This is a genomic window from Pseudomonas sp. 3296 (assembly GCF_031456615.1).
GTDB lineage: Bacteria > Pseudomonadota > Gammaproteobacteria > Pseudomonadales > Pseudomonadaceae > Aquipseudomonas > Aquipseudomonas mucoides.
Map to the genome: position 1 here is coordinate 445,731 of NZ_JAVDUY010000006.1, position 17,867 is coordinate 463,597.

A 17,867-nucleotide genomic window follows, 5' to 3' on the forward strand; every position below is an offset into this window, starting at 1 on the left:
CACAGATTTGATCGTTCCCACACTCTGCGTGGGAATGCCGCCATGGACGCTCTGCGTCCGCCGTTATGTGACGCGGAGCGTCACGGGATGCATTCCCACGCGGAGCGTGGGAACGATCAGTCAGTCGAGATCACCCATGATCCGGCCGGCAAACCCGAACACCCGGCGATGCCCGGCCAAATCGACCAGATCGACCTCGCGGCTCTGTCCCGGCTCAAAGCGCACGGCAGTGCCGGCCGGAATGTTCAGGCGCATGCCGCGGCTGGCGGCGCGGTCAAAGGTCAGGGCGTCGTTGGTTTCGAAAAAGTGGTAATGCGAGCCGACCTGGATCGGCCGGTCGCCGCTGTTGGCTACCTTCAGGCTGACGGTGCGGCGGCCAACGTTGAGTTCGATGTCGCCGGGCTGGATCTGGTATTCACCGGGAATCATCAATGGGCTCCTTGCAGAATCTTGTAGTAGAGCGCGGTCGGTTTGTAGCGCCCGCTCGGGTCGCAGGCGTAGTCGGGGATTTCGCCCGCGCGGGTGTAACCCAGCGCCTTGTAGAAATCCTCGGCGGGGGAGCCGGCTTCGGTGTCGAGGTAGAGCATGCCGCGCTTGTGCTGGAGCGCGGCCTGTTCCAGCGCGCTCATCAACTGTTGGCCCAGACCGCGACGACGGGCGTGTTCACGCACCAGCAGCTTTTGCACTTCGGCGCGGTTCAGGCCGTTGGCTTTCTGGCACAGGGTCAGTTGCACACTGGCTTCCACTTGTTCGTCGCGAACCACCACCCACAGCAGCACGTTGCCTTTGTTCAGGTTTGCCTGGACTTCATCGAAATAGGCGCGGGCCTGAGTCGCATCCAGATCGGCCATGAAGCCGACACTGGCGCCATAACCCACGGCGTCGAGCAGCAGATCAATCAAACCCTGGCGGTAGTGCGCAAAGCTTTCAACATTGACGCGTCGCAGTTGGGCGGCGTTCATCGGGCGTTACTCCTTGCTGGCGACAGGCGGCTCCGCGCCGGGATTGAGGGTCAGTTGCATGAAGGTCAGGTCCAGCCAGCGGCCGAACTTGGTGCCCACTTGGGGCATTTGCCCGGTGGTGATGAACCCGGCGCGGTCATGCAGACGGATGGAAGCGGCGTTGCCGCTTTCGATGGCAGCGACCATCACATGCTTGTCGCAACCTTTGGCGCGTTCGATCAGCACCGTCATCAGTTTCGAGCCGAGGCCGTTACCGCGCTGATCGCTGCGCACATACACCGAGTGCTCGACGGTGTGGCGGAAACCATCGAAAGGCCGCCAGTCACCAAATGAAGCGTAGCCCAGCACGCTGTTGTCACCGTCGACAATCACCAGAATCGGATAACCCTGGGCTTGCCGGGCGCTGAACCAGGCCTGGCGATTGCCCAGATCGACGGCCTGTTCGTTCCAGATCGCCGTGGTGTTGAGCACCGCGTCGTTGTAGATATCGCGGATCGCCGGCAGGTCGGCATGCACCGCGTCACGGATGTGGTAAGTCATGGCGGCTCCTCAGGCGATGGGTTGGTGGACGGTGACCAGCTTGGTGCCGTCGGGGAACGTCGCTTCAACCTGGATCTCCGGGATCATTTCTGGAATCCCTTCCATGACTTGTTCGCGGGTCAGCAGCGTGGTGCCGAAGTGCATCAAGTCGGCCACGGTCTGGCCGTCACGCGCGCCTTCGAGCAGGGCGGCGGAGATGTAGGCCATGGCTTCCGGGTAATTGAGTTTCACGCCGCGCGCCAAACGCCGCTCGGCCACGAGGCCGGCGGTGAAGATCAGCAGCTTGTCTTTTTCGCGTGGTGTCAGGTCCATTGTTGGAATCCATCTGGGCAGATAAAAAATTTCAGATCTGTAAACACCAATCCCCTGTGGGATCGTGTTTCAGGTGCTCCATATTCTCGGTGGGACCGCTTCCCGCCCAAGCAGCGCAGGCCTGAGCAATCGCCACAATTCAATCAACCAGCCGCGCGCCAACAGCGCTTCGCTGGCCAGGCACCGGGCCACCAACAGCCCCGGCAACTGGGTCAAATCCCCGCGCACGGCATTGGGCAGCGACCGACAGGTTTCCAGCCGTTCACTGTCGATCTCCCCGGTGACCAGCAACGTCGCAAACACCGGTTGCCCGTCCAGCCCAATCGGTGAATCCAGTAACCCGTCATTCCCGACAATGCGCTGGCGTTCGTGCCAGAGCAACTGGCCGTCGCGGCGAATGTCCAGCCGCGCCTGGAAATGCCCCAGGTCAAAGCGCTCGCCACTGGCCGGGCGACCCAGCGCCACGACGTCCCAGTAGAACAGCCGCGCGTCGCCTTCCAGCTCGATCGAGGTGCTCAATTGCGCCTGAGCATCGCTGAAGATAATCGTCTCCTGCGGCAACCACTCCAGCGTTCCGCCAGCCGCGACTTTCAGATCCAGTTGCTGATAGGCCGGTCCTGCCGCGCGATACCACTTGGCCGCGCCGGGGCTGGTGATTTGCGCCCAGGCATTCGCGCCGACACTGGCCGAAATGTCCAGCCGATCACCCCCTGCAATCCCGCCCGGCGGGTGCACGATGATGTGCTGGCAGACCTCGGGGCCTTCGGCATACAGATGCTTTTGCACCCGCAGCGGGCCTTTGTGGCGGCGCTGGACCGGGCGCGTGCTGTCGCCGAAACGGGCGTAGCCCAGCTCCAGCTCGGCGTGCCAGCTCGGGGTAAACAGGACAGTAGGAAGAGGTACATTCATATTTTTAATTATCGTTAGGACGCTACAGATTAGATCGTTACCAGCCCGCGCACACCTTCGGCGTCCATATTTTCCCCGCGTCCTTGCTGCACGATCTCACCCCGGGACATCACCAGGTATTGATCGGCCAGTTCGGCGGCGAAATCGTAGAACTGCTCCACCAGCAGAATCGCCATGTCGCCCCGGGCCGCAAGCTTCTTGATCACCGCACCGATCTCCTTGATCACCGACGGCTGGATGCCTTCAGTGGGTTCGTCGAGGATCAACAGGCGAGGACGGCTGGCCAGCGCCCGGCCGATCGCCAATTGCTGTTGTTGACCGCCGGACAGGTCACCGCCGCGCCGTTGCTTCATTTGCAGCAGCACCGGGAACAGCTCGTAAATGAACGCCGGGACTTCCTTGGCTTCGCTGCCGGGGAAACGAGACAGCCCCATCAGCAGGTTTTCTTCGACGGTCAGACGACCGAAAATCTCGCGGCCCTGCGGCACGTAAGCGATCCCGGCATGCACGCGCTGGTGTGGCTTGAACGTGGTGATCGGTTTGCCTTCCCAGTTCACCGCGCCTTCCTTGGCCGGGAGCAAACCCATCAGGCATTTGAGCAGGGTGGTCTTGCCGACGCCGTTGCGCCCGAGCAGGCAGGTGACTTCGCCGACTTTCACGTCAAACGTCAGGCCGCGCAGGATGTGACTACCGCCGTAATACTGGTGCAGCTTGTCGACTTGCAGCATTCTCAAATTCTCCTACAGCGGCGAGATTTCAGCGACCGAGGTACACCTCAATCACCCGCTCATTTTCTTGCACCTGTTCCAGCGACCCTTGCGCCAGCACGCTGCCCTGGTGCAACACGGTGACGTGGTCGGCAATCGAACCCACAAACCCCATGTCGTGTTCCACCACCATCAACGAATGCTTGCCCGCCAGGGTCTTGAACAGTTGCGCGGTAAATTCGGTTTCAGCGTCAGTCATGCCCGCCACCGGCTCGTCGAGCAGCAGCAGTTGCGGGTCTTGCATCAGCAGCATGCCGATCTCCAGAAACTGCTTCTGACCGTGGGACAACAACCCCGCCGGCCGATTGACCGACGTGGTCAGGCGAATGGTTTCCAGCACGTCAGTGATGCGATCTTTCTGCTCACCTGTAAGGCGCGCACGCAGGCTGGCCCACACTGATTTGTCGGTTTTCTGCGCCAGCTCCAGGTTCTCGAACACGCTCAGCGCTTCGAACACCGTCGGCTTCTGAAACTTGCGACCGATACCGGCCTGGGCGATCTGCACTTCGCTCATTTGCGTCAGGTCCAGGGTTTCACCGAACCAGGCCTTGCCGTGACTCGGCCGGGTCTTGCCGGTGATCACGTCCATCAGCGTGGTCTTGCCCGCGCCATTGGGACCGATGATGCAGCGCAGTTCGCCGACGCCGATGTACAGGTTCAGATTGTTCAGCGCCTTGAAGCCGTCGAAGCTGACGCTGATGTCTTCCAGGGTCAGAATCGTGCCGTGGCGGGTGTCGAGGCCGGGACTGACGCGTTGACCATGGCTGATGGCTTCGCGGCTGGTGCCAGCGTCCTTGTTCGGTTCCACGGGGAAAAAGGCCGGTTCGAGCATGAACTCAGCCGTTGCTGTGACTCTCATTGTTCACCCCTTTTTTTCAGCAGGCCGATCACGCCTTTAGGCAGGTACAAGGTCACGACGATGAACAGGGCACCGAGGAAGAACAGCCAGTACTCCGGGAACGCCACGGTGAACCAGCTCTTCATGCCGTTGACCACACCGGCACCCAACAGCGGACCGATCAAGGTTCCGCGACCACCGAGGGCCACCCAGACCGCCGCTTCAATCGAGTTGGTCGGCGACATTTCACTCGGGTTGATGATCCCGACCTGCGGCACGTACAACGCCCCGGCCAGACCGCACAACACCGCACTCAACACCCAGACAAACAGCTTGAAACCGCGTGGGTCGTAACCGCAGAACATCAGGCGGTTTTCCGCATCGCGCAGTGCGGTCAATACTCGGCCGAACTTGCTCTGCGCCAGGCGCCAGCCGATGAACAGGCTTGCCACCAGCAACACCACGGTGGCGAAAAACAGCACCGCGCGAGTGCCCGGTTCGGTGATGCCGAAGCCGAGAATGGTGCGGAAATTGGTGAAGCCGTTGTTGCCGCCAAACCCGGTTTCGTTGCGGAAGAACAGGAGCATCCCGGCGAAGGTCAGGGCCTGGGTCATGATCGAGAAATACACGCCCTTGATCCGCGAGCGGAAGGCGAAGAAACCGAACACCAGCGCCAGCAATCCCGGCGCCAATACCACCAGGCACATGGCCCAGAGGAAGCTGCTGGTGCCGGTCCAGTACCACGGCAACTCGGTCCACGACAAAAAGGTCATGAACGCTGGCAAGCCATCGCCCGAGGCCTGGCGCATCAGGTACATGCCCATCGCGTAACCGCCGAGGGCGAAAAACAGACCATGGCCGAGGGACAGTAAACCTGCGTATCCCCAGACCAGATCCAGCGCGAGGGCGACGATGGCGTAGCAAAGAATCTTGCCCACCAGCGTCAGGGTGTAGGCCGACACGTGAAACACACTGATCGGCGATAACAGCGACAGCAGCGGCAACGCCAGCAGCAGCGCGAGAATCACCGCGCCGACCGCGAGAGTGATTTTGGGACCGGCCTTTTGTGTGGCCGTGAGCAATAGGGGCTGGTTCATCAGTCGATCACCCGTCCTTTCAGTGCGAAGAGGCCTTGCGGACGCTTCTGGATGAACAGAATGATCAGCGCGAGGATCAGGATCTTGCCGAGCACGGCGCCGATCTGCGGTTCGAGAATCTTGTTGGCGATGCCGAGGCCGAACGCGGCCAGGACGCTACCGGCCAACTGGCCGACACCGCCGAGCACCACCACCAGGAACGAGTCGATGATGTAGCTCTGGCCGAGGTCCGGGCCGACGTTGCCGATCTGGCTCAGCGCCACGCCCCCGAGGCCGGCGATGCCCGAGCCGAGGCCGAAGGCGAGCATGTCCACGCGCCCGGTCGGCACACCGCAGCACGCGGCCATGTTGCGGTTCTGGGTGACGGCGCGCACGTTCAGGCCCAGTCGCGTCTTGTTCAGCAACAGCCAGGTCAGCACCACCACAAACAGGGCGAAGGCGATGATCACGATGCGGTTGTAGGGCAGCACAAGGTTGGGCAGCACTTGAATCCCGCCGGACAGCCAGGCCGGATTCGCGACCTCGACGTTCTGTGCGCCGAATACCAATCGGACAAGCTGAATCAGCATCAGGCTGATGCCCCAGGTCGCCAACAGGGTTTCCAGCGGACGGCCGTAGAGGTGACGAATCACCGTGCGCTCCAGCGCCATGCCGATGGCGGCGGTGACGAAAAACGCCACCGGCAAGGCGATCAGCGGATAGAACTCGATGGCTTGCGGAGCGAAGCGCTGAAACATCAACTGCACCACATAGGTCGAGTAAGCGCCGAGCATCAGCATCTCGCCGTGGGCCATATTGATCACGCCGAGCAGGCCGAAGGTGATCGCCAGGCCCAATGCCGCGAGCAGCAAAATCGAACCCAATGACATGCCGCTGAACGCCTGTCCGAGCAGCTCGCCGATCAGCAGTTTGCGTTTGACTTGCGCGAGGCTGGTTTCGGCCGCCGTGCGCACACTGGCGTCGGCTTCGACACCCGGTTCGAGCAGGCTTTCGAGGCGAGTGCGCGCCAGCGGGTCGCCGGTTTCGCCGAGCAAGCGCACGGCGGCGAGGCGCACGGCCGGGTCGGTATCCACCAGTTGCAGATTGGCCAGGGCCAGGCTCAGGGCGGCGTGAACGCTTTCGTCTTTTTCGCCGGCCAGTTGCCGGTCGAGGAATGTCAGTTGCGCCGGTTTCGCGCTTTTCTGCAATTGCTGCGCGGCGGCCAGACGGGTTTTTGGGTCAGCGGCGAGCAGTTGATGGCTGGCCAGTGCGGTGTCGATCAGACCTCGCAGGCGATTGTTCAGGCGCAGGGTTTTGGCTTGGCCGTCGACGGTCAATTCGCCTTGTTGCAGGGCATTGATCAATTCGATGCGCGCCGGCTCGGGCTGCGCGGCCCAGGCTTCCAGCAGTTTGGCTTGCTGCACGGGATTGGCGGCGACGAAGTCTTCGGCGTCGCCGGCAAAAGCGGCCATCGGTAAAAGCAAGGCGACGGCGAGGAATAGACGGTAAAGGACAGTTGGCATGTCATTGGCCTTGCGTATTGATCGTTCCCACGCTCTGCGTGGGAATGCCTCACCGGACGCTCCGCGTCCGCTTTTGGGACGCAGAGCGTCCATGGCTGCATTCCCACGCAGAGCGTGGGAACGATCAGGCTGTGCGGGGTGGCTTAGTTGCTCTTCACCGCATAATCCGGCTTCTTGTCGTTGCCCGAGATGAACGGGCTCCACGGCTGGGCGCGGATCGGTCCTTCGGTCTGCCACACCACGTTGAACTGACCATCAGCCTGGATCTCGCCGATCATCACCGGTTTGTGCAGGTGGTGGTTGGTCTTGTCCATGGTCAGGGTGTAGCCGGACGGCGCGGCAAAGGTCTGGCCGGCGAGGGCTTCGCGGACTTTGTCGACGTCGGTGGACTTGGCTTTTTCCGCCGCTTGCGCCCACATGTGAATGCCGACGTAAGTAGCTTCCATCGGGTCGTTGGTCACCGCTTTGTCGGCGCCCGGCAGGTTGTGTTTCTTGGCGTAGGCTTTCCAGTCTGCGACGAACTTCGCGTTCTGCGGGTTCTCGACCGACTCGAAGTAGTTCCACGCCGCGAGGTTGCCCACCAACGGTTTGGTGTCGATGCCGCGCAGTTCTTCTTCGCCGACGGAGAACGCCACGACCGGAACGTCGGTGGCTTTCAAGCCCTGGTTGGCCAGCTCTTTATAAAACGGCACGTTGGAGTCGCCATTGACGGTCGAGATGACGGCTGTCTTGCCGCCGGCGGAGAATTTTTTGATGTTGGCAACGATGGTCTGGTAATCGGCGTGGCCGAACGGGGTGTAGACCTCTTCGATATCCTTGTCCGCCACGTCTTTGGAATGCAGGAACGAGCGCAGGATTTTGTTGGTGGTGCGCGGGTAGACGTAGTCGGTGCCGAGCAGGAAGTAACGCTTGGCGCTGCCACCTTCTTCGCTCATCAGGTATTCAACGGCGGGGATCGCCTGCTGGTTCGGCGCGGCGCCGGTGTAGAACACGTTCGGCGACATCTCTTCGCCTTCGTACTGCACCGGGTAGAACAGCAAGCCGTTGAGCTCTTCGAACACCGGCAACACCGATTTACGCGACACCGATGTCCAGCAGCCGAACACCACGGCAACCTTGTCCTGAGTCAGCAACTGCCGGCCCTTTTCGGCGAACAGCGGCCAGTTCGACGCCGGGTCCACCACCACCGGTTCCAGCATCTTGCCGTTCACGCCGCCCTTGGCGTTGATCTCGTCGATGGTCATCAACGCCATGTCTTTGAGCGACGTTTCGGAGATCGCCATGGTGCCGGACAACGAATGCAGAATCCCGACCTTGATGGTCTCGGCGGCCTGGACCGTCCAGGTCATGCCCATCGCGGCAATGCTTGCCGAGAGTGTGAAAGCCTTGATCAAGCTACGACGCTTCATTGTGCGATCTCCATGAACTTATGAATTTTTTTGGTTGGCAGATGCGGACTACTGAAGGGTGTTTTGCAAAGGCTGTGCCCGGTCGACAAAAGGCAGGGAAATGTCGTTTTAGAGCGCTCGCGCGCGGTGGCGGCGCACCACGAAGGGACGAGGGCGGGGCGGTGGTGCGACGAGGTGCGCCACATTGGGGCGCAGACCTTGGAGGCAACACCGATCAAATGTGGGAGCTGAGTTCGTGGACTACAAAAAAACTGTGGAAGCAAGCAGGCTCACTCCCACATTGTTTTTTGCGGTGTTTCTAAGTGGGAACGACGTTATCCACGGCGCGGTTCACCGCCAGTTCCGCGAGCATGATGATCTGCTGGATGGCCATCGCCTTGTGGCGTTGCGGGCCGATCAGGTCGGCGGCGAAATCGCTGGCCAGGACGCTGGCGGAGGCCAGGGATTCACAGGCATGGACCAGCAGGCTTTCGCTGTCGTTGTTTGGCGCGATCATGTACATGGTGCTGGGGCGGCGGGGTTTTTCGGTGTATTGGGCCGGGGGATCGAGGTAGTAGTCGAGGGCGCGCTTGATGGCTTCGCGGTCTCGGAGCAGGTCTTCGTCGCGAGATATTTCGGGATCGGGCGTGGTGGTGTCGATGGGTGGATCTGGAACAATCTTTTTGCTCATTTGGGGTTATCTCATTTGGGGCCACCACCTATCGTTCTCACACGATAAGGGGGTGGCAGCTATGTGCGGAGTGAGAAACCGGTAACCCCGAACCCGGCCGGACCGAAGTCCGCCCGCACACAGCCGCCATAGAGCATTGCAGGCAGCGGATAAGCCGGCGGCAATTATGGTGGTACTGATGTTGGATTAACAGGGGCTGCCGGGTTCTCACACCCAATCACTGATGTGCAGTGACAGCCCCAGACTAGACAGCCCACGTCCGACGAACAACCTGAAAAAGTCGTGGGAAACGTCCGGTCTTTTGGCGTCCGCATAAACACAAATAAACATCCCCAGAATCACAGTCCCCTGTAGGAGTGAGCCTGCTCGCGATAGCGGTATAACAGACAAAGTAATGCTGAATGTGCCGGAGGGATCAGCGCCGGCGCATGAGGCCGATGAAAAACAACCCACCGATGGCCGCCGTGGCAACGCCAATGGGCAGGTCTTCCGGGGCGATCAGCGTGCGTGCGGCGACGTCGACCCAGACGAGGAACAGGCTGCCGAGCAACACGCACGCCGGCAGCAATCGCCGATGTTCCGCCCCGACCAGCCGCCGCGCAATGTGCGGCACCATCAGCCCGACAAAACCGATGGACCCGCTGATCGAGACCAGCACCCCGGTCATCAGCGACGCAATTAAAAACACCCGCAACCGCACACTGCGCGCATTCAGCCCGAGGGTCACCGCCGTCTGCTCGCCGGCCATCAACGCATTCAAAGGCCGGGCCATGCCCAGCAGCAATACCAACCCCAGCAACACGCTGGCAGCCGGCACCGCGAGCAATTCCCAGCGCGCCAGCCCGAGCCCGCCGAGCATCCAGAACATCACCGCCGAACTGGCGCGGTGATCGCCAAGAAACAGCAACAGATTGGCCGTCGCCATCATCACGAACGACACCGACACACCGCACAGCAGCAGCCGATCACTGTCCAGCCGACCATGACGATGGGCGATCACCAGCACAATCAACATGCTCAGCAGCGCACCGATAAACGCCGCAATCGGTAAGGTCAGCACCCCGACAATCTCACCGACATGCAGCACCACAATCACCGCGCCGAGGGTCGCGCCGGACGTGACCCCAAGCAAGTGCGGATCAGCCAACGGATTGCGCGTCACCGCTTGCAGCACCGCGCCGATCAACGCCAGCCCGGCGCCGACCAGCGCGCCAAGCAACATGCGCGGCACGCGGATCAGCCACACGATGTGTTCCTGCCCGGCGGTCCAGTTCACCTCACCGAGCCCCAACACCTTGTGCAGCAAAATCCGCCACACCACATCCACCGGCACCCGCGCCGGGCCGAAACCCAGCGACACCACGCACGACACCAGCAACATCGCGCCGAGGGCCAGCAGCAATAACGCGTAACGACGCTTGATCATTCGCCGTGGAACCCTTTGGCCAGGGTTTCTACCGCCAACACGTTGTCGATGCCGGGCGTGGCCTGCACGTAGGGAATGACGATAAAGCGCTGGTTCTTGATCGCGTCCACCGATTGCAGTGCCTTGTTGCTGAGCAGGAATTGCTCTTTCTGTGCAGCGGTCACTTCGCCGTAGTCGACGATGACGATCACCTGCGGGTTGCGTTCGACCACGCTCTCCCAGTTGACCCGGGTCCAGCTCGCGTCGACGTCATCGAGAATGTTGCGCCCGCCCGCCGCATCGATCAGCGCTTGCGGCATGCCGAGGCGGCCGGAGGTCATGGCGCGGTCTTCACCGCTGTCGTAAAGGAACACGCGCGGCTTGTCCGCCGGCAGGTCCTGGCGCACCTCGTCGACTTGCGCCTGCATCTGCGCGATCAAGGTGTTGGCGCGGTCCTGCACGTCGAAGATTTTGCCGAGGTTGCGCAGGTCGTTGTAGGTGTCTTCGAGGCTGGCGGCCGGGCGCTTCATCACGAAGGCGCAGGACTCGGTCAGCTCATAGACATTGATGCCCAACGGTTGCAGGGTTTGCGGCGTCAGGTCGCCACCCACGCGCATGCCGTAATCCCAGCCGGCGAAGAAGAAATCGACGTTGGCGTTGAGCAGGGTTTCCACCGACGGGTACTTCGCGGCGAGCTCCGGCAAGCCGTCGAGGATGCTCTGCATCTCGGGCGTCACCGACTTCCAGCCGCTCACGCCGCTGTAGCCGGCCATGCTCGGTTTGAGGCCGAGGGCGAGCATCATCTGGGTCATGTTGATGTCATGGCTGACCGCGTGTTTCGGCGCTTGCTTGAAGGTCACTTCGCGGTTGCAGCTGTGCACGGTCAGCGGGTAATGCGTGGCCTCGGCCAAGGCCTGGGCACTGCCCAGCAGAAGGGCGGCGCACAGCAGGGGACGCAACGTCATGGTTGGGTAATCCAGGTGATTCGTGGGTAGCCGTGCAGAGGATGGTCGTCGATCAAGGCTTCGACGCCGAAAACGTTGCGCAGCAGTGGGGCGGTCAGGACTTCTTTGGGGGGGCCGCTGGCGACGATGCGGCCGTGGTTGATCACGTACAACCGATCACAGAAAGCGGCGGCGAGGTTGAGGTCGTGGATGCTGGCGAGGGTGCCGATCTGCAGGCGTTTGACCAGTTGCAGCAGTTCCAGCTGATAGCGCGGGTCGAGGTGGTTGGTCGGCTCGTCGAGGATCAGCAGTTGCGGTTGCTGCGCCAGGGCGCGGGCGAGAATCACTCGCTGCTTTTCACCGCCCGAGAGGGTGGCGAACGCGTGGTCTTCGAAGCCGCTGAGGCCGACGGATTCCAGCGCCTGGGTTGCGAGGTTTCGGTCTTCAAGTGTGTCGCCATCGAACAGGCCTTTGTGCGGCGTGCGGCCCATGGCGACCACTGCTTCAACGGTCAGGCCGAAGGCGTCGGGGAATTCCTGCAAGACCACGGCAATGCGTTGCGCGCACCAACGGGAGGATTGCTTCCAGACGTTGTGGTGATCGAGTTGGACCTCGCCGCTTTCGGGTTTGCTGAAGCGCCAGGCACAGCGCAACAGGCTGGTCTTGCCGCTGCCGTTGGGGCCGATCAACCCGACGAACTCGCCGGCGGCCACATGCAGCGAGGCATCACGCAGCTGGAACTGGTGATGACAATGGCCGTGGCCCAGGGGTGTCCAGGCGAGGTGTTTGAGGTTCAGCGAGGTCATGCGTTTGCTCTTAGATGTTCCGTCATGCTGATGGCCTCTTCGCGGGCTTGGTCGCGAAGGGGCCTTAGGATCAGAACGCTATCCTGCGTTACACAGTAACACTAAAAATCACCGCGAGATAAGCGCGGGAAGTCTACAGGCCTCTCTAACCCGCGCATCTCGCCTGTTTCATGATGAAGAAGAGGCCGATTCAGTTTGTCGGCTGAAACGCGACAACAGCACGCGATCCAGCACCCAGACCACCACCAGCGAAGCCCCCACCAACGGAAACATCACCGCCAGGGCGAACATGATGACCATCGCGGTTTTCCATTTCGGCAGGTCGTGGCGCAGCGGCGGCACGCCGAACTTGCCTTGCGGACGACGCTTCCACCAGATCACCACGCCGCTGATGGCGCTGAGCAGGATCATCAGGCAAATCAGCAGCACGATGATCTGGTTGACCACACCGAACATCTTGCCTTCGTGCAGCATCACGCCGATTTCGGTGGCGCGGGCGACGGGGCCGTATTGTTCATAACGCACGTCGGCGAGGACATCGCCGGTGTATTGATCGACATGCAGCGTGGCGTCGTTGCGCGGGTCGTCGGCGAACACGGCAATGGTAAACACGCCGGTGGCGGTTTTCGGGAAGGTGATGCTGTAACCCGGCCCGACCTTGCGTTGCACGGCGATGTTTTGCACGTCTTGCAGGCTGATGGTCGGGGCGGCTGGGCCGGCTTGCGCGCCACCGTGGGCCATGTGTTCAGCATGGTCGCCGCCGGACATTGGCATCGGCGTGTTTTCCATTGCCCAAGGCACGGTCTGGCGGGTGGCGGTGTTGAGGCTGCGCGCTTCGACATCGGACGTGGGCACGTTGTCCCACATGGCGGCCGGGAACACGTTCCACACGCCAGCGTATTGCTGGCCCCAGAACCCGGTCCAGGTCATGCCGCTGAGCAGCATCACCAGCAGCAACGACGCGCCCCAGAACCCGGTGACCGCGTGCAGGTCACGCCACAACACGCGACCGCGACTGCTCAGGCGTGGCCACAAAATGCCGGCCGCCTGGCCACGCGGCCACCACAGGAACACCCCGGACACCACCAGCACGATGCCCCAACCGGCGGCCATTTCGATCAGTCGATCACCGACGGTGCCGATCATCAGCTCGCCGTGAATCGCCCGCGCTATGGCTTGCAGGTTTTTCTTGGCGTCTTGCTCGCCGAGGATGTCGCCGTGGTACGGATCAATGAACACGTTGAGTTCGGTGCCGCCGTTGATCACGACGAATTGCGCGCTGCGCTCGGTGTTGACCGGCGGCAGGTACTGTTTGATCGTGGCTTGTGGATAGGCCTCTTTCACGCGTTTGAGCAGGTCGTCGGCGGACACCGTGTGGTGGCCGGCCGGGACGGTCATCAGGCTGCCGTACATCAACGGATCGAGTTGCGGTTTGAACAGATAAAGGGTGCCGGTCAGGGCCAGCATCACCATAAAAGGCGCCACGAACAGACCGGCATAGAAATGCCAGCGCCAGGCCAGGTTGTAGAAATTCACTTTGGGCTGTTTCATCACGTGTGCTCCGCTTTGGCATGGATCTTTTAGTTGTTTGTTGGCGGTTGTTGCGCCACCGATCGCGAGCAAGCTCGCTCCCACAGGTTTCACACTGTCCATGTGGGAGCGGGCTTGCCCGCGATGCTTTAGAAACTCATGTCCACTTTGGTCCAGAGCGTTCGCCCCGGTTCTTTAATGGCCTGCGGGTCATTGGCCGGGTAGCCGAAACCGGCGTTGCCGGCCAGGTTCAAGTGCTCGGCGTAGGCCTTGCCGAACAGGTTGTCGACGCCGGTGCTGACCCTCCAGTGCTTGTCGATCCGGTAGGCACCGTTGAGCGAGAACACGCCGAAGCCCGGGGTCTTGTCGAAGTCTTTGCCGACGACGTTGCCCTTGTTCTGATCGATGCGGTTTTGCGCCGCGACCACCCGCCACAAAGCGCCGGCGCTCCAGTTGTCTTCGCTGTAGGTCAGGCCGAAACGCGCATCCAGTGGCGGCATTTGCGGCAGGGCGTTGCCGTCGCTGCTGTTCTTGCCCCAGGCGTAGGCCAGGGTCGCGTCGGCCTTCCAGTTGGAGGTCAACCGGTAAGCCGCACCGAGTTCGCCGCCCATGATTCGCGCATCGATGTTTTGCGCCTGGGAGGTGGTGCCCATCGGGGTCGGGAGGTAGTTGAACAGGATGTAGTCGTGGACTTTGCCGACGTAACCCGAGGCCCAGGCGTCGAGGTTTTCGGTTTTGTATTGCAGGCCGAAGTCGATCTGGGTGGTTTTCTCGGGCTTGATCGAATCGAAGGCATTCACCGAACCGGCGGGGCCGAGCTTGGGTGAAAACAGCTCCCAGTAATCCGGGAAACGCTCGGTGTGGCCGATGCCGGCGTAGAGGGTGGTCGGGCTGTCGGCCAGGTCATGTTCATAGCGGACGAAGCCACTTGGCAGGGTGTCGGCGCGGGTGTCGTCGGCGGTCGGGTTGGGGCGGGTCATCATCCCCGAACCGATGGTTTGCCGGTAATCCTTGGCCGAGGCGCGGTCCAGGCGCGCGCCGGTAATCAGCCGGTCGCGGTCGGCGGCGTACCAGGTCAGTTCGCTGAAGACTCCGTAATTGTGGAAGTCAGCGTCTTCGGTATAGGGCAGGTCTTTGTAAGTGTCGACGCCCATGCCGCCGCGCTGGCGGTGTTCGCTGGTTTGCACATCGAGGCCGCTGATCAATTGCACATCGGCCCAGCGCCAGGTGCCTTTGATCCTTGCGCCGAGGGTGCGGCGGTCGACGTTCGAGGCCATCGGGCCGGACATCATCCCGGTGCCGGAGGGCGTGCGCAGGGTGTAGTTGTCCATCACGTGGTCGGCGTAGTTGTAGTAGATCTGCGCTTCGACCTTGTCCAGCACGTCGCCGATGTTCGACTTTTCGAAACGCAGGCCCAGGCTTTCGCGCTTGAACTGCGAACCGTCCATGCCGCGCCCGGCGTAGCGCGCTTCACCGTCGCCCTTGCCGGCAGTCAGTTCCAGCAGAGTGTCGGCGTCCGGGGTCCAGCCGAGCATGACGTCGCCGTTCCACTTGTCGTAGCGTGAGGGCACGGTGTCGTTGTTGCCATCGCGATAATCGTCGGCGTGCGCGGTGTTGCCGATCACTCGCACATAGCCCAATGGCCCACCGGCAGCGGCGTCCACCACTTTGTCGAAACGGCCGTTGGAGCCGCCCAAGACGCTGGCGTTCACCCGCGTACCGAGTTCGCCGAAGTTTTCCGGTTCGCGGTCGAAGAGGATGGTCCCGGCGGATGCGCCCGGTCCCCAAAGCACGGTTTGCGGACCTTTGATCACGGTGAGTGTGTCGTAGGTTTCCGGCGAGAGGTACGAAGTTGGCGCGTCCATCCGGCCGGGGCAGGCGCCCAGCAATTGGCCGCCGTTGGTGAGGATGTTCATCCGCGAGCCGAACATGCCGCGCAGCACCGGGTCGCCGTTGGTGCCGCCGTTGCGCACGAGGGCGAAGCCGGGGATGGTTTTCAAATAGTCGGCACCGTCGCTGGCCGGCACCGGTTGGCGCGGGTCCTTGGGGTTGGTGACGATGGTCAGCGGCGAGCTGGGGGCGATTGCGGTGATCACCGTCGGGCTCAGTTCTTCGATGTGGCCGGCGTGTTCATCGGCCAGCGCCATCGGGGTCAGCAACGCGCCACAAAGGAGTGCGGTGGCGTGCCTGAAACGAACACTGGCGTCGTTCAGGGCAAAAGAAGCTTGGGCAGTGCTCAAGCGTGAGTCAGCAGAAAACCTGGACATGACAATTTCCATCGAACGGCATAAACGACACGGCCGACAGCCTGAAGCTGTCTTCGAATCCGTGTGAGATCAGAGGTGGGTGTTTACGCGACGATGGGCGGGGCGCGGGTTCGAGCGCCGGGGAAGACGGTTTGCCGGGCGTGGCCCAGGCGGGGGGACGGAGTCGTGAACGTGTGGGGGGGCGGGGTGTTGAAGGTTGTGAATGAAACACCGCCGGTCAGCGCCGGGCAGTTGAACAGCAGGCTGCAATAGCCGCATTTTTCCCAGATCGCGTGGTGCGACGGGGTGGGCGGGCAGTGCTCGGCAGCGGGTTGCACACCGTGGTCGGCGTGTTCCATCGCCGACATGTCCATCGACATGTTGATGGCCATTGGCGAGGCGCGTTGATCCATCGGCATCGACTGAGAAATCAGCGGGCCGATAAAGATCATCAACATGGCGAACAGGCTGATCCAGCTGCCGCGCGTCAGGCTCAATGACTGACGACGGGACGCGGATGACCTGGCGCTGGACGGGCGCATTGCGAAGTCTGCTCAGCCGGTTATTCGGCGTGAGCGTGCATCGGCATGTCTTCGGGCGGCTTCTTCTGCACGGCGACTTCGACCGTCACGTCACCGGCCTTCTCGAAGTGCATCGTCAGCGGGAAGCGTTTGCCGTCGGTCAACAGGCTGCGGTCTTTCAGGTTGACCAGCATCACGTGATAGGCCATCGGCGCAAAGGTGACGTTGCCGCCCGCCGGAACATCGACGCTCGGCACCTGTTGCATCTTCATCAGATCGCCTTGCATCACGTGTTCGTGCAGCTCGGCTACGGCCGAAATCGGCGAGTCGACACTCAGCAGGCGATCAGCGGTTTTGCCGCTGTTGTGAATCACGAAATAGGCGGCAACGGTTGGCGCGTTCGGCGGCAACTCCTGCGACCACGGGTGAGCGATTTCCAGCTCGCCGACTTTGTATTCGTGGGCATTGGCAAAGCAGGCAGGCAGCAACAGCGCGGCCAGAACGATGAGTTTGTTCAACATGGCAGTTCTCCAGAGCGATTCAAAACGCAGGTCAATTGCGAGAAGGAATCACACCAGAGGAGAGGCGCGGGGGTTGAGGCTGGGCCATTGCTGGCGCGGTGTGGGGATATCGAGTGTAGCGGCAGGCAGGCTTCGATTGGCCTCGAACTGCGCGAAGTACAGCTGCGGCTCATGCCCTGGCAGCGCCACGACAGGCGCTGCGCCCGAGCAACACCAGCAATGCTGCATGTTGGAATGATCGTCGCCTTGCGGCGCTTTCTGCCCGAGATCACCCAGGGATATCGCCACCATTTTGGTGCCGCTTGAGGTGCAGAAACTGCCCCACAACAACTGCTCGGCAGGCGATTTGGCAGACTGCGCCATCGCATTGCTCATCGGCATGGCGAGCATGTTGAACAGCACTGCGAAGCAGGCGATCCAGGCAATTGCAAGCCGATGTCGGGACATGGGGAAATCCGTTTGGGTGGGCGATCAAGCGCGGCTATTTAGCCTGATCAGGGCCGATAAGTAAAAAAGCGGCGTGCGGTGTGGTGTCGCAGTAGAACCGTTTGTTTCTATGCCATTCAGTGCGTACGTACCGCGTGTACTTCCAAATCTACTCCAAGCGTAGTGCGAATTACGGCGAATATAGCAGCCAAGTTGTCCATGCTTGGGTTTCCCTTGGCGGACAACATTCGGTGAAGACTTTTGCTGGGTTTAGCTGTTTCCTTCGCCAGTTCTTCGAAACCTACGGTGGCATTGACCAAATCACGCAAAATGATCCTGGCCATTTCAGGTTCGCCATTAAGAAACAGAGTAGCAGCCTCATCCAACAACGCCTGGGCGAACTCGGGGTCACGCTGGGCACGCTCGGCGATGGTGTGTTTGTAGCTGCGGGTGAGCGCCATG

The 17,867-nt window shown here is 61.6% G+C and carries 20 protein-coding genes; all 20 read right to left on the minus strand.

Translation table 11 applies throughout. The annotated features are described in order from the left end of the window. Positions 1-120: 120 nt before the first annotated feature. The 20 genes from J2X66_RS18710 to J2X66_RS18805 all read right to left on the minus strand — a co-directional run bounded on the left by J2X66_RS18710 (position 121) and on the right by J2X66_RS18805 (position 17,866). Positions 121-429: an urease subunit beta gene (locus J2X66_RS18710; protein ID WP_310266944.1), complete on the minus strand. Its 309-nt coding sequence runs from the start codon at positions 427-429 to the stop codon at positions 121-123. Further along, positions 429-962: a GNAT family N-acetyltransferase gene (locus tag J2X66_RS18715; RefSeq protein ID WP_310266946.1), complete on the minus strand. Its 534-nt coding sequence runs from the start codon at positions 960-962 to the stop codon at positions 429-431. The genes J2X66_RS18710 and J2X66_RS18715 overlap by 1 nt, the downstream gene beginning before the upstream one ends. A gap of 6 nt (positions 963-968) precedes the next feature. Then, positions 969-1,502: an N-acetyltransferase family protein gene (locus J2X66_RS18720; RefSeq protein WP_310266948.1), complete on the minus strand. Its 534-nt coding sequence runs from the start codon at positions 1,500-1,502 to the stop codon at positions 969-971. A 9-nt stretch (positions 1,503-1,511) separates the two neighbouring features. Further along, on the minus strand, positions 1,512-1,814 hold the full coding sequence (locus J2X66_RS18725; protein WP_007945249.1) for an urease subunit gamma: 303 nt from the start codon (positions 1,812-1,814) through the stop codon (positions 1,512-1,514). A gap of 69 nt (positions 1,815-1,883) precedes the next feature. Beyond that, positions 1,884-2,723, minus strand: coding sequence for an urease accessory protein UreD (locus J2X66_RS18730; RefSeq protein WP_310266953.1), 840 nt, complete (start codon positions 2,721-2,723; stop codon positions 1,884-1,886). Positions 2,724-2,752: 29 nt separating this feature from the next. Further along, positions 2,753-3,451, minus strand: coding sequence for an urea ABC transporter ATP-binding subunit UrtE (urtE, locus tag J2X66_RS18735; protein WP_310266957.1), 699 nt, complete (start codon positions 3,449-3,451; stop codon positions 2,753-2,755). A gap of 28 nt (positions 3,452-3,479) precedes the next feature. Then, complete coding sequence (gene urtD / locus J2X66_RS18740) at positions 3,480-4,349, minus strand: urea ABC transporter ATP-binding protein UrtD (protein ID WP_310266960.1); 870 nt, start codon at positions 4,347-4,349, stop codon at positions 3,480-3,482. Next, positions 4,346-5,425, minus strand: a complete 1,080-nt coding sequence (gene urtC, locus J2X66_RS18745) for an urea ABC transporter permease subunit UrtC (protein ID WP_310266963.1) — start codon at positions 5,423-5,425, stop codon at positions 4,346-4,348. The genes urtD and urtC overlap by 4 nt, the downstream gene beginning before the upstream one ends. Next, positions 5,425-6,927: an urea ABC transporter permease subunit UrtB gene (urtB, locus tag J2X66_RS18750; RefSeq protein WP_310266966.1), complete on the minus strand. Its 1,503-nt coding sequence runs from the start codon at positions 6,925-6,927 to the stop codon at positions 5,425-5,427. The genes urtC and urtB overlap by 1 nt, the downstream gene beginning before the upstream one ends. A gap of 143 nt (positions 6,928-7,070) precedes the next feature. Continuing rightward, positions 7,071-8,336, minus strand: coding sequence for an urea ABC transporter substrate-binding protein (urtA, locus tag J2X66_RS18755; protein ID WP_310266969.1), 1,266 nt, complete (start codon positions 8,334-8,336; stop codon positions 7,071-7,073). A 298-nt stretch (positions 8,337-8,634) separates the two neighbouring features. Next, positions 8,635-9,006: a DUF6124 family protein gene (locus J2X66_RS18760; RefSeq protein ID WP_310266972.1), complete on the minus strand. Its 372-nt coding sequence runs from the start codon at positions 9,004-9,006 to the stop codon at positions 8,635-8,637. A 415-nt stretch (positions 9,007-9,421) separates the two neighbouring features. Further along, entirely contained in the window at positions 9,422-10,432 is a 1,011-nt protein-coding gene (locus J2X66_RS18765; protein ID WP_310266974.1) for an iron ABC transporter permease, read from the minus strand. Continuing rightward, positions 10,429-11,376, minus strand: a complete 948-nt coding sequence (locus tag J2X66_RS18770; protein WP_310266977.1) for an ABC transporter substrate-binding protein — start codon at positions 11,374-11,376, stop codon at positions 10,429-10,431. The genes J2X66_RS18765 and J2X66_RS18770 overlap by 4 nt, the downstream gene beginning before the upstream one ends. Further along, positions 11,373-12,161, minus strand: coding sequence for an ABC transporter ATP-binding protein (locus J2X66_RS18775; protein WP_310266979.1), 789 nt, complete (start codon positions 12,159-12,161; stop codon positions 11,373-11,375). The genes J2X66_RS18770 and J2X66_RS18775 overlap by 4 nt, the downstream gene beginning before the upstream one ends. A gap of 168 nt (positions 12,162-12,329) precedes the next feature. After that, entirely contained in the window at positions 12,330-13,712 is a 1,383-nt protein-coding gene (locus J2X66_RS18780; RefSeq protein WP_310266982.1) for a PepSY domain-containing protein, read from the minus strand. A gap of 128 nt (positions 13,713-13,840) precedes the next feature. Continuing rightward, positions 13,841-15,958: a TonB-dependent copper receptor gene (locus J2X66_RS18785; RefSeq protein ID WP_310266985.1), complete on the minus strand. Its 2,118-nt coding sequence runs from the start codon at positions 15,956-15,958 to the stop codon at positions 13,841-13,843. 83 nt (positions 15,959-16,041) lie between these two features. Further along, a complete protein-coding gene (locus J2X66_RS18790; RefSeq protein WP_310266988.1) occupies positions 16,042-16,479 on the minus strand; it encodes a DUF2946 domain-containing protein in 438 nt (145 codons plus the stop codon). A 20-nt stretch (positions 16,480-16,499) separates the two neighbouring features. After that, positions 16,500-16,979 carry a copper chaperone PCu(A)C gene (locus tag J2X66_RS18795; protein WP_310266990.1) on the minus strand — a complete coding sequence of 160 codons (480 nt, stop codon included), beginning with the start codon at positions 16,977-16,979 and terminating at the stop codon, positions 16,500-16,502. A 48-nt stretch (positions 16,980-17,027) separates the two neighbouring features. Continuing rightward, positions 17,028-17,426, minus strand: a complete 399-nt coding sequence (locus J2X66_RS18800) for a DUF2946 domain-containing protein (protein WP_310266992.1) — start codon at positions 17,424-17,426, stop codon at positions 17,028-17,030. A gap of 116 nt (positions 17,427-17,542) precedes the next feature. After that, complete coding sequence (locus J2X66_RS18805; RefSeq protein WP_310266995.1) at positions 17,543-17,866, minus strand: transcriptional regulator; 324 nt, start codon at positions 17,864-17,866, stop codon at positions 17,543-17,545. Position 17,867 lies beyond the last annotated feature (1 nt).

Bases quoted from the DNA above. Each gene is read 5' to 3' on its own strand.
- J2X66_RS18710 (WP_310266944.1), bottom strand. From the start codon at position 429: ATGATTCCCGGTGAATACCAGATCCAGCCCGGCGACATCGAACTCAAC.
- J2X66_RS18715 (WP_310266946.1), bottom strand. From the start codon at position 962: ATGAACGCCGCCCAACTGCGACGCGTCAATGTTGAAAGCTTTGCGCAC.
- J2X66_RS18720 (WP_310266948.1), bottom strand. From the start codon at position 1,502: ATGACTTACCACATCCGTGACGCGGTGCATGCCGACCTGCCGGCGATC.
- J2X66_RS18725 (WP_007945249.1), bottom strand. From the start codon at position 1,814: ATGGACCTGACACCACGCGAAAAAGACAAGCTGCTGATCTTCACCGCC.
- J2X66_RS18730 (WP_310266953.1), bottom strand. From the start codon at position 2,723: ATGAATGTACCTCTTCCTACTGTCCTGTTTACCCCGAGCTGGCACGCC.
- urtE (WP_310266957.1), bottom strand. From the start codon at position 3,451: ATGCTGCAAGTCGACAAGCTGCACCAGTATTACGGCGGTAGTCACATC.
- urtD (WP_310266960.1), bottom strand. From the start codon at position 4,349: ATGAGAGTCACAGCAACGGCTGAGTTCATGCTCGAACCGGCCTTTTTC.
- urtC (WP_310266963.1), bottom strand. From the start codon at position 5,425: ATGAACCAGCCCCTATTGCTCACGGCCACACAAAAGGCCGGTCCCAAA.
- urtB (WP_310266966.1), bottom strand. From the start codon at position 6,927: ATGCCAACTGTCCTTTACCGTCTATTCCTCGCCGTCGCCTTGCTTTTA.
- urtA (WP_310266969.1), bottom strand. From the start codon at position 8,336: ATGAAGCGTCGTAGCTTGATCAAGGCTTTCACACTCTCGGCAAGCATT.
- J2X66_RS18760 (WP_310266972.1), bottom strand. From the start codon at position 9,006: ATGAGCAAAAAGATTGTTCCAGATCCACCCATCGACACCACCACGCCC.
- J2X66_RS18765 (WP_310266974.1), bottom strand. From the start codon at position 10,432: ATGATCAAGCGTCGTTACGCGTTATTGCTGCTGGCCCTCGGCGCGATG.
- J2X66_RS18770 (WP_310266977.1), bottom strand. From the start codon at position 11,376: ATGACGTTGCGTCCCCTGCTGTGCGCCGCCCTTCTGCTGGGCAGTGCC.
- J2X66_RS18775 (WP_310266979.1), bottom strand. From the start codon at position 12,161: ATGACCTCGCTGAACCTCAAACACCTCGCCTGGACACCCCTGGGCCAC.
- J2X66_RS18780 (WP_310266982.1), bottom strand. From the start codon at position 13,712: ATGAAACAGCCCAAAGTGAATTTCTACAACCTGGCCTGGCGCTGGCAT.
- J2X66_RS18785 (WP_310266985.1), bottom strand. From the start codon at position 15,958: ATGTCCAGGTTTTCTGCTGACTCACGCTTGAGCACTGCCCAAGCTTCT.
- J2X66_RS18790 (WP_310266988.1), bottom strand. From the start codon at position 16,479: ATGCGCCCGTCCAGCGCCAGGTCATCCGCGTCCCGTCGTCAGTCATTG.
- J2X66_RS18795 (WP_310266990.1), bottom strand. From the start codon at position 16,979: ATGTTGAACAAACTCATCGTTCTGGCCGCGCTGTTGCTGCCTGCCTGC.
- J2X66_RS18800 (WP_310266992.1), bottom strand. From the start codon at position 17,426: ATGTCCCGACATCGGCTTGCAATTGCCTGGATCGCCTGCTTCGCAGTG.
- J2X66_RS18805 (WP_310266995.1), bottom strand. From the start codon at position 17,866: ATGGCGCTCACCCGCAGCTACAAACACACCATCGCCGAGCGTGCCCAG.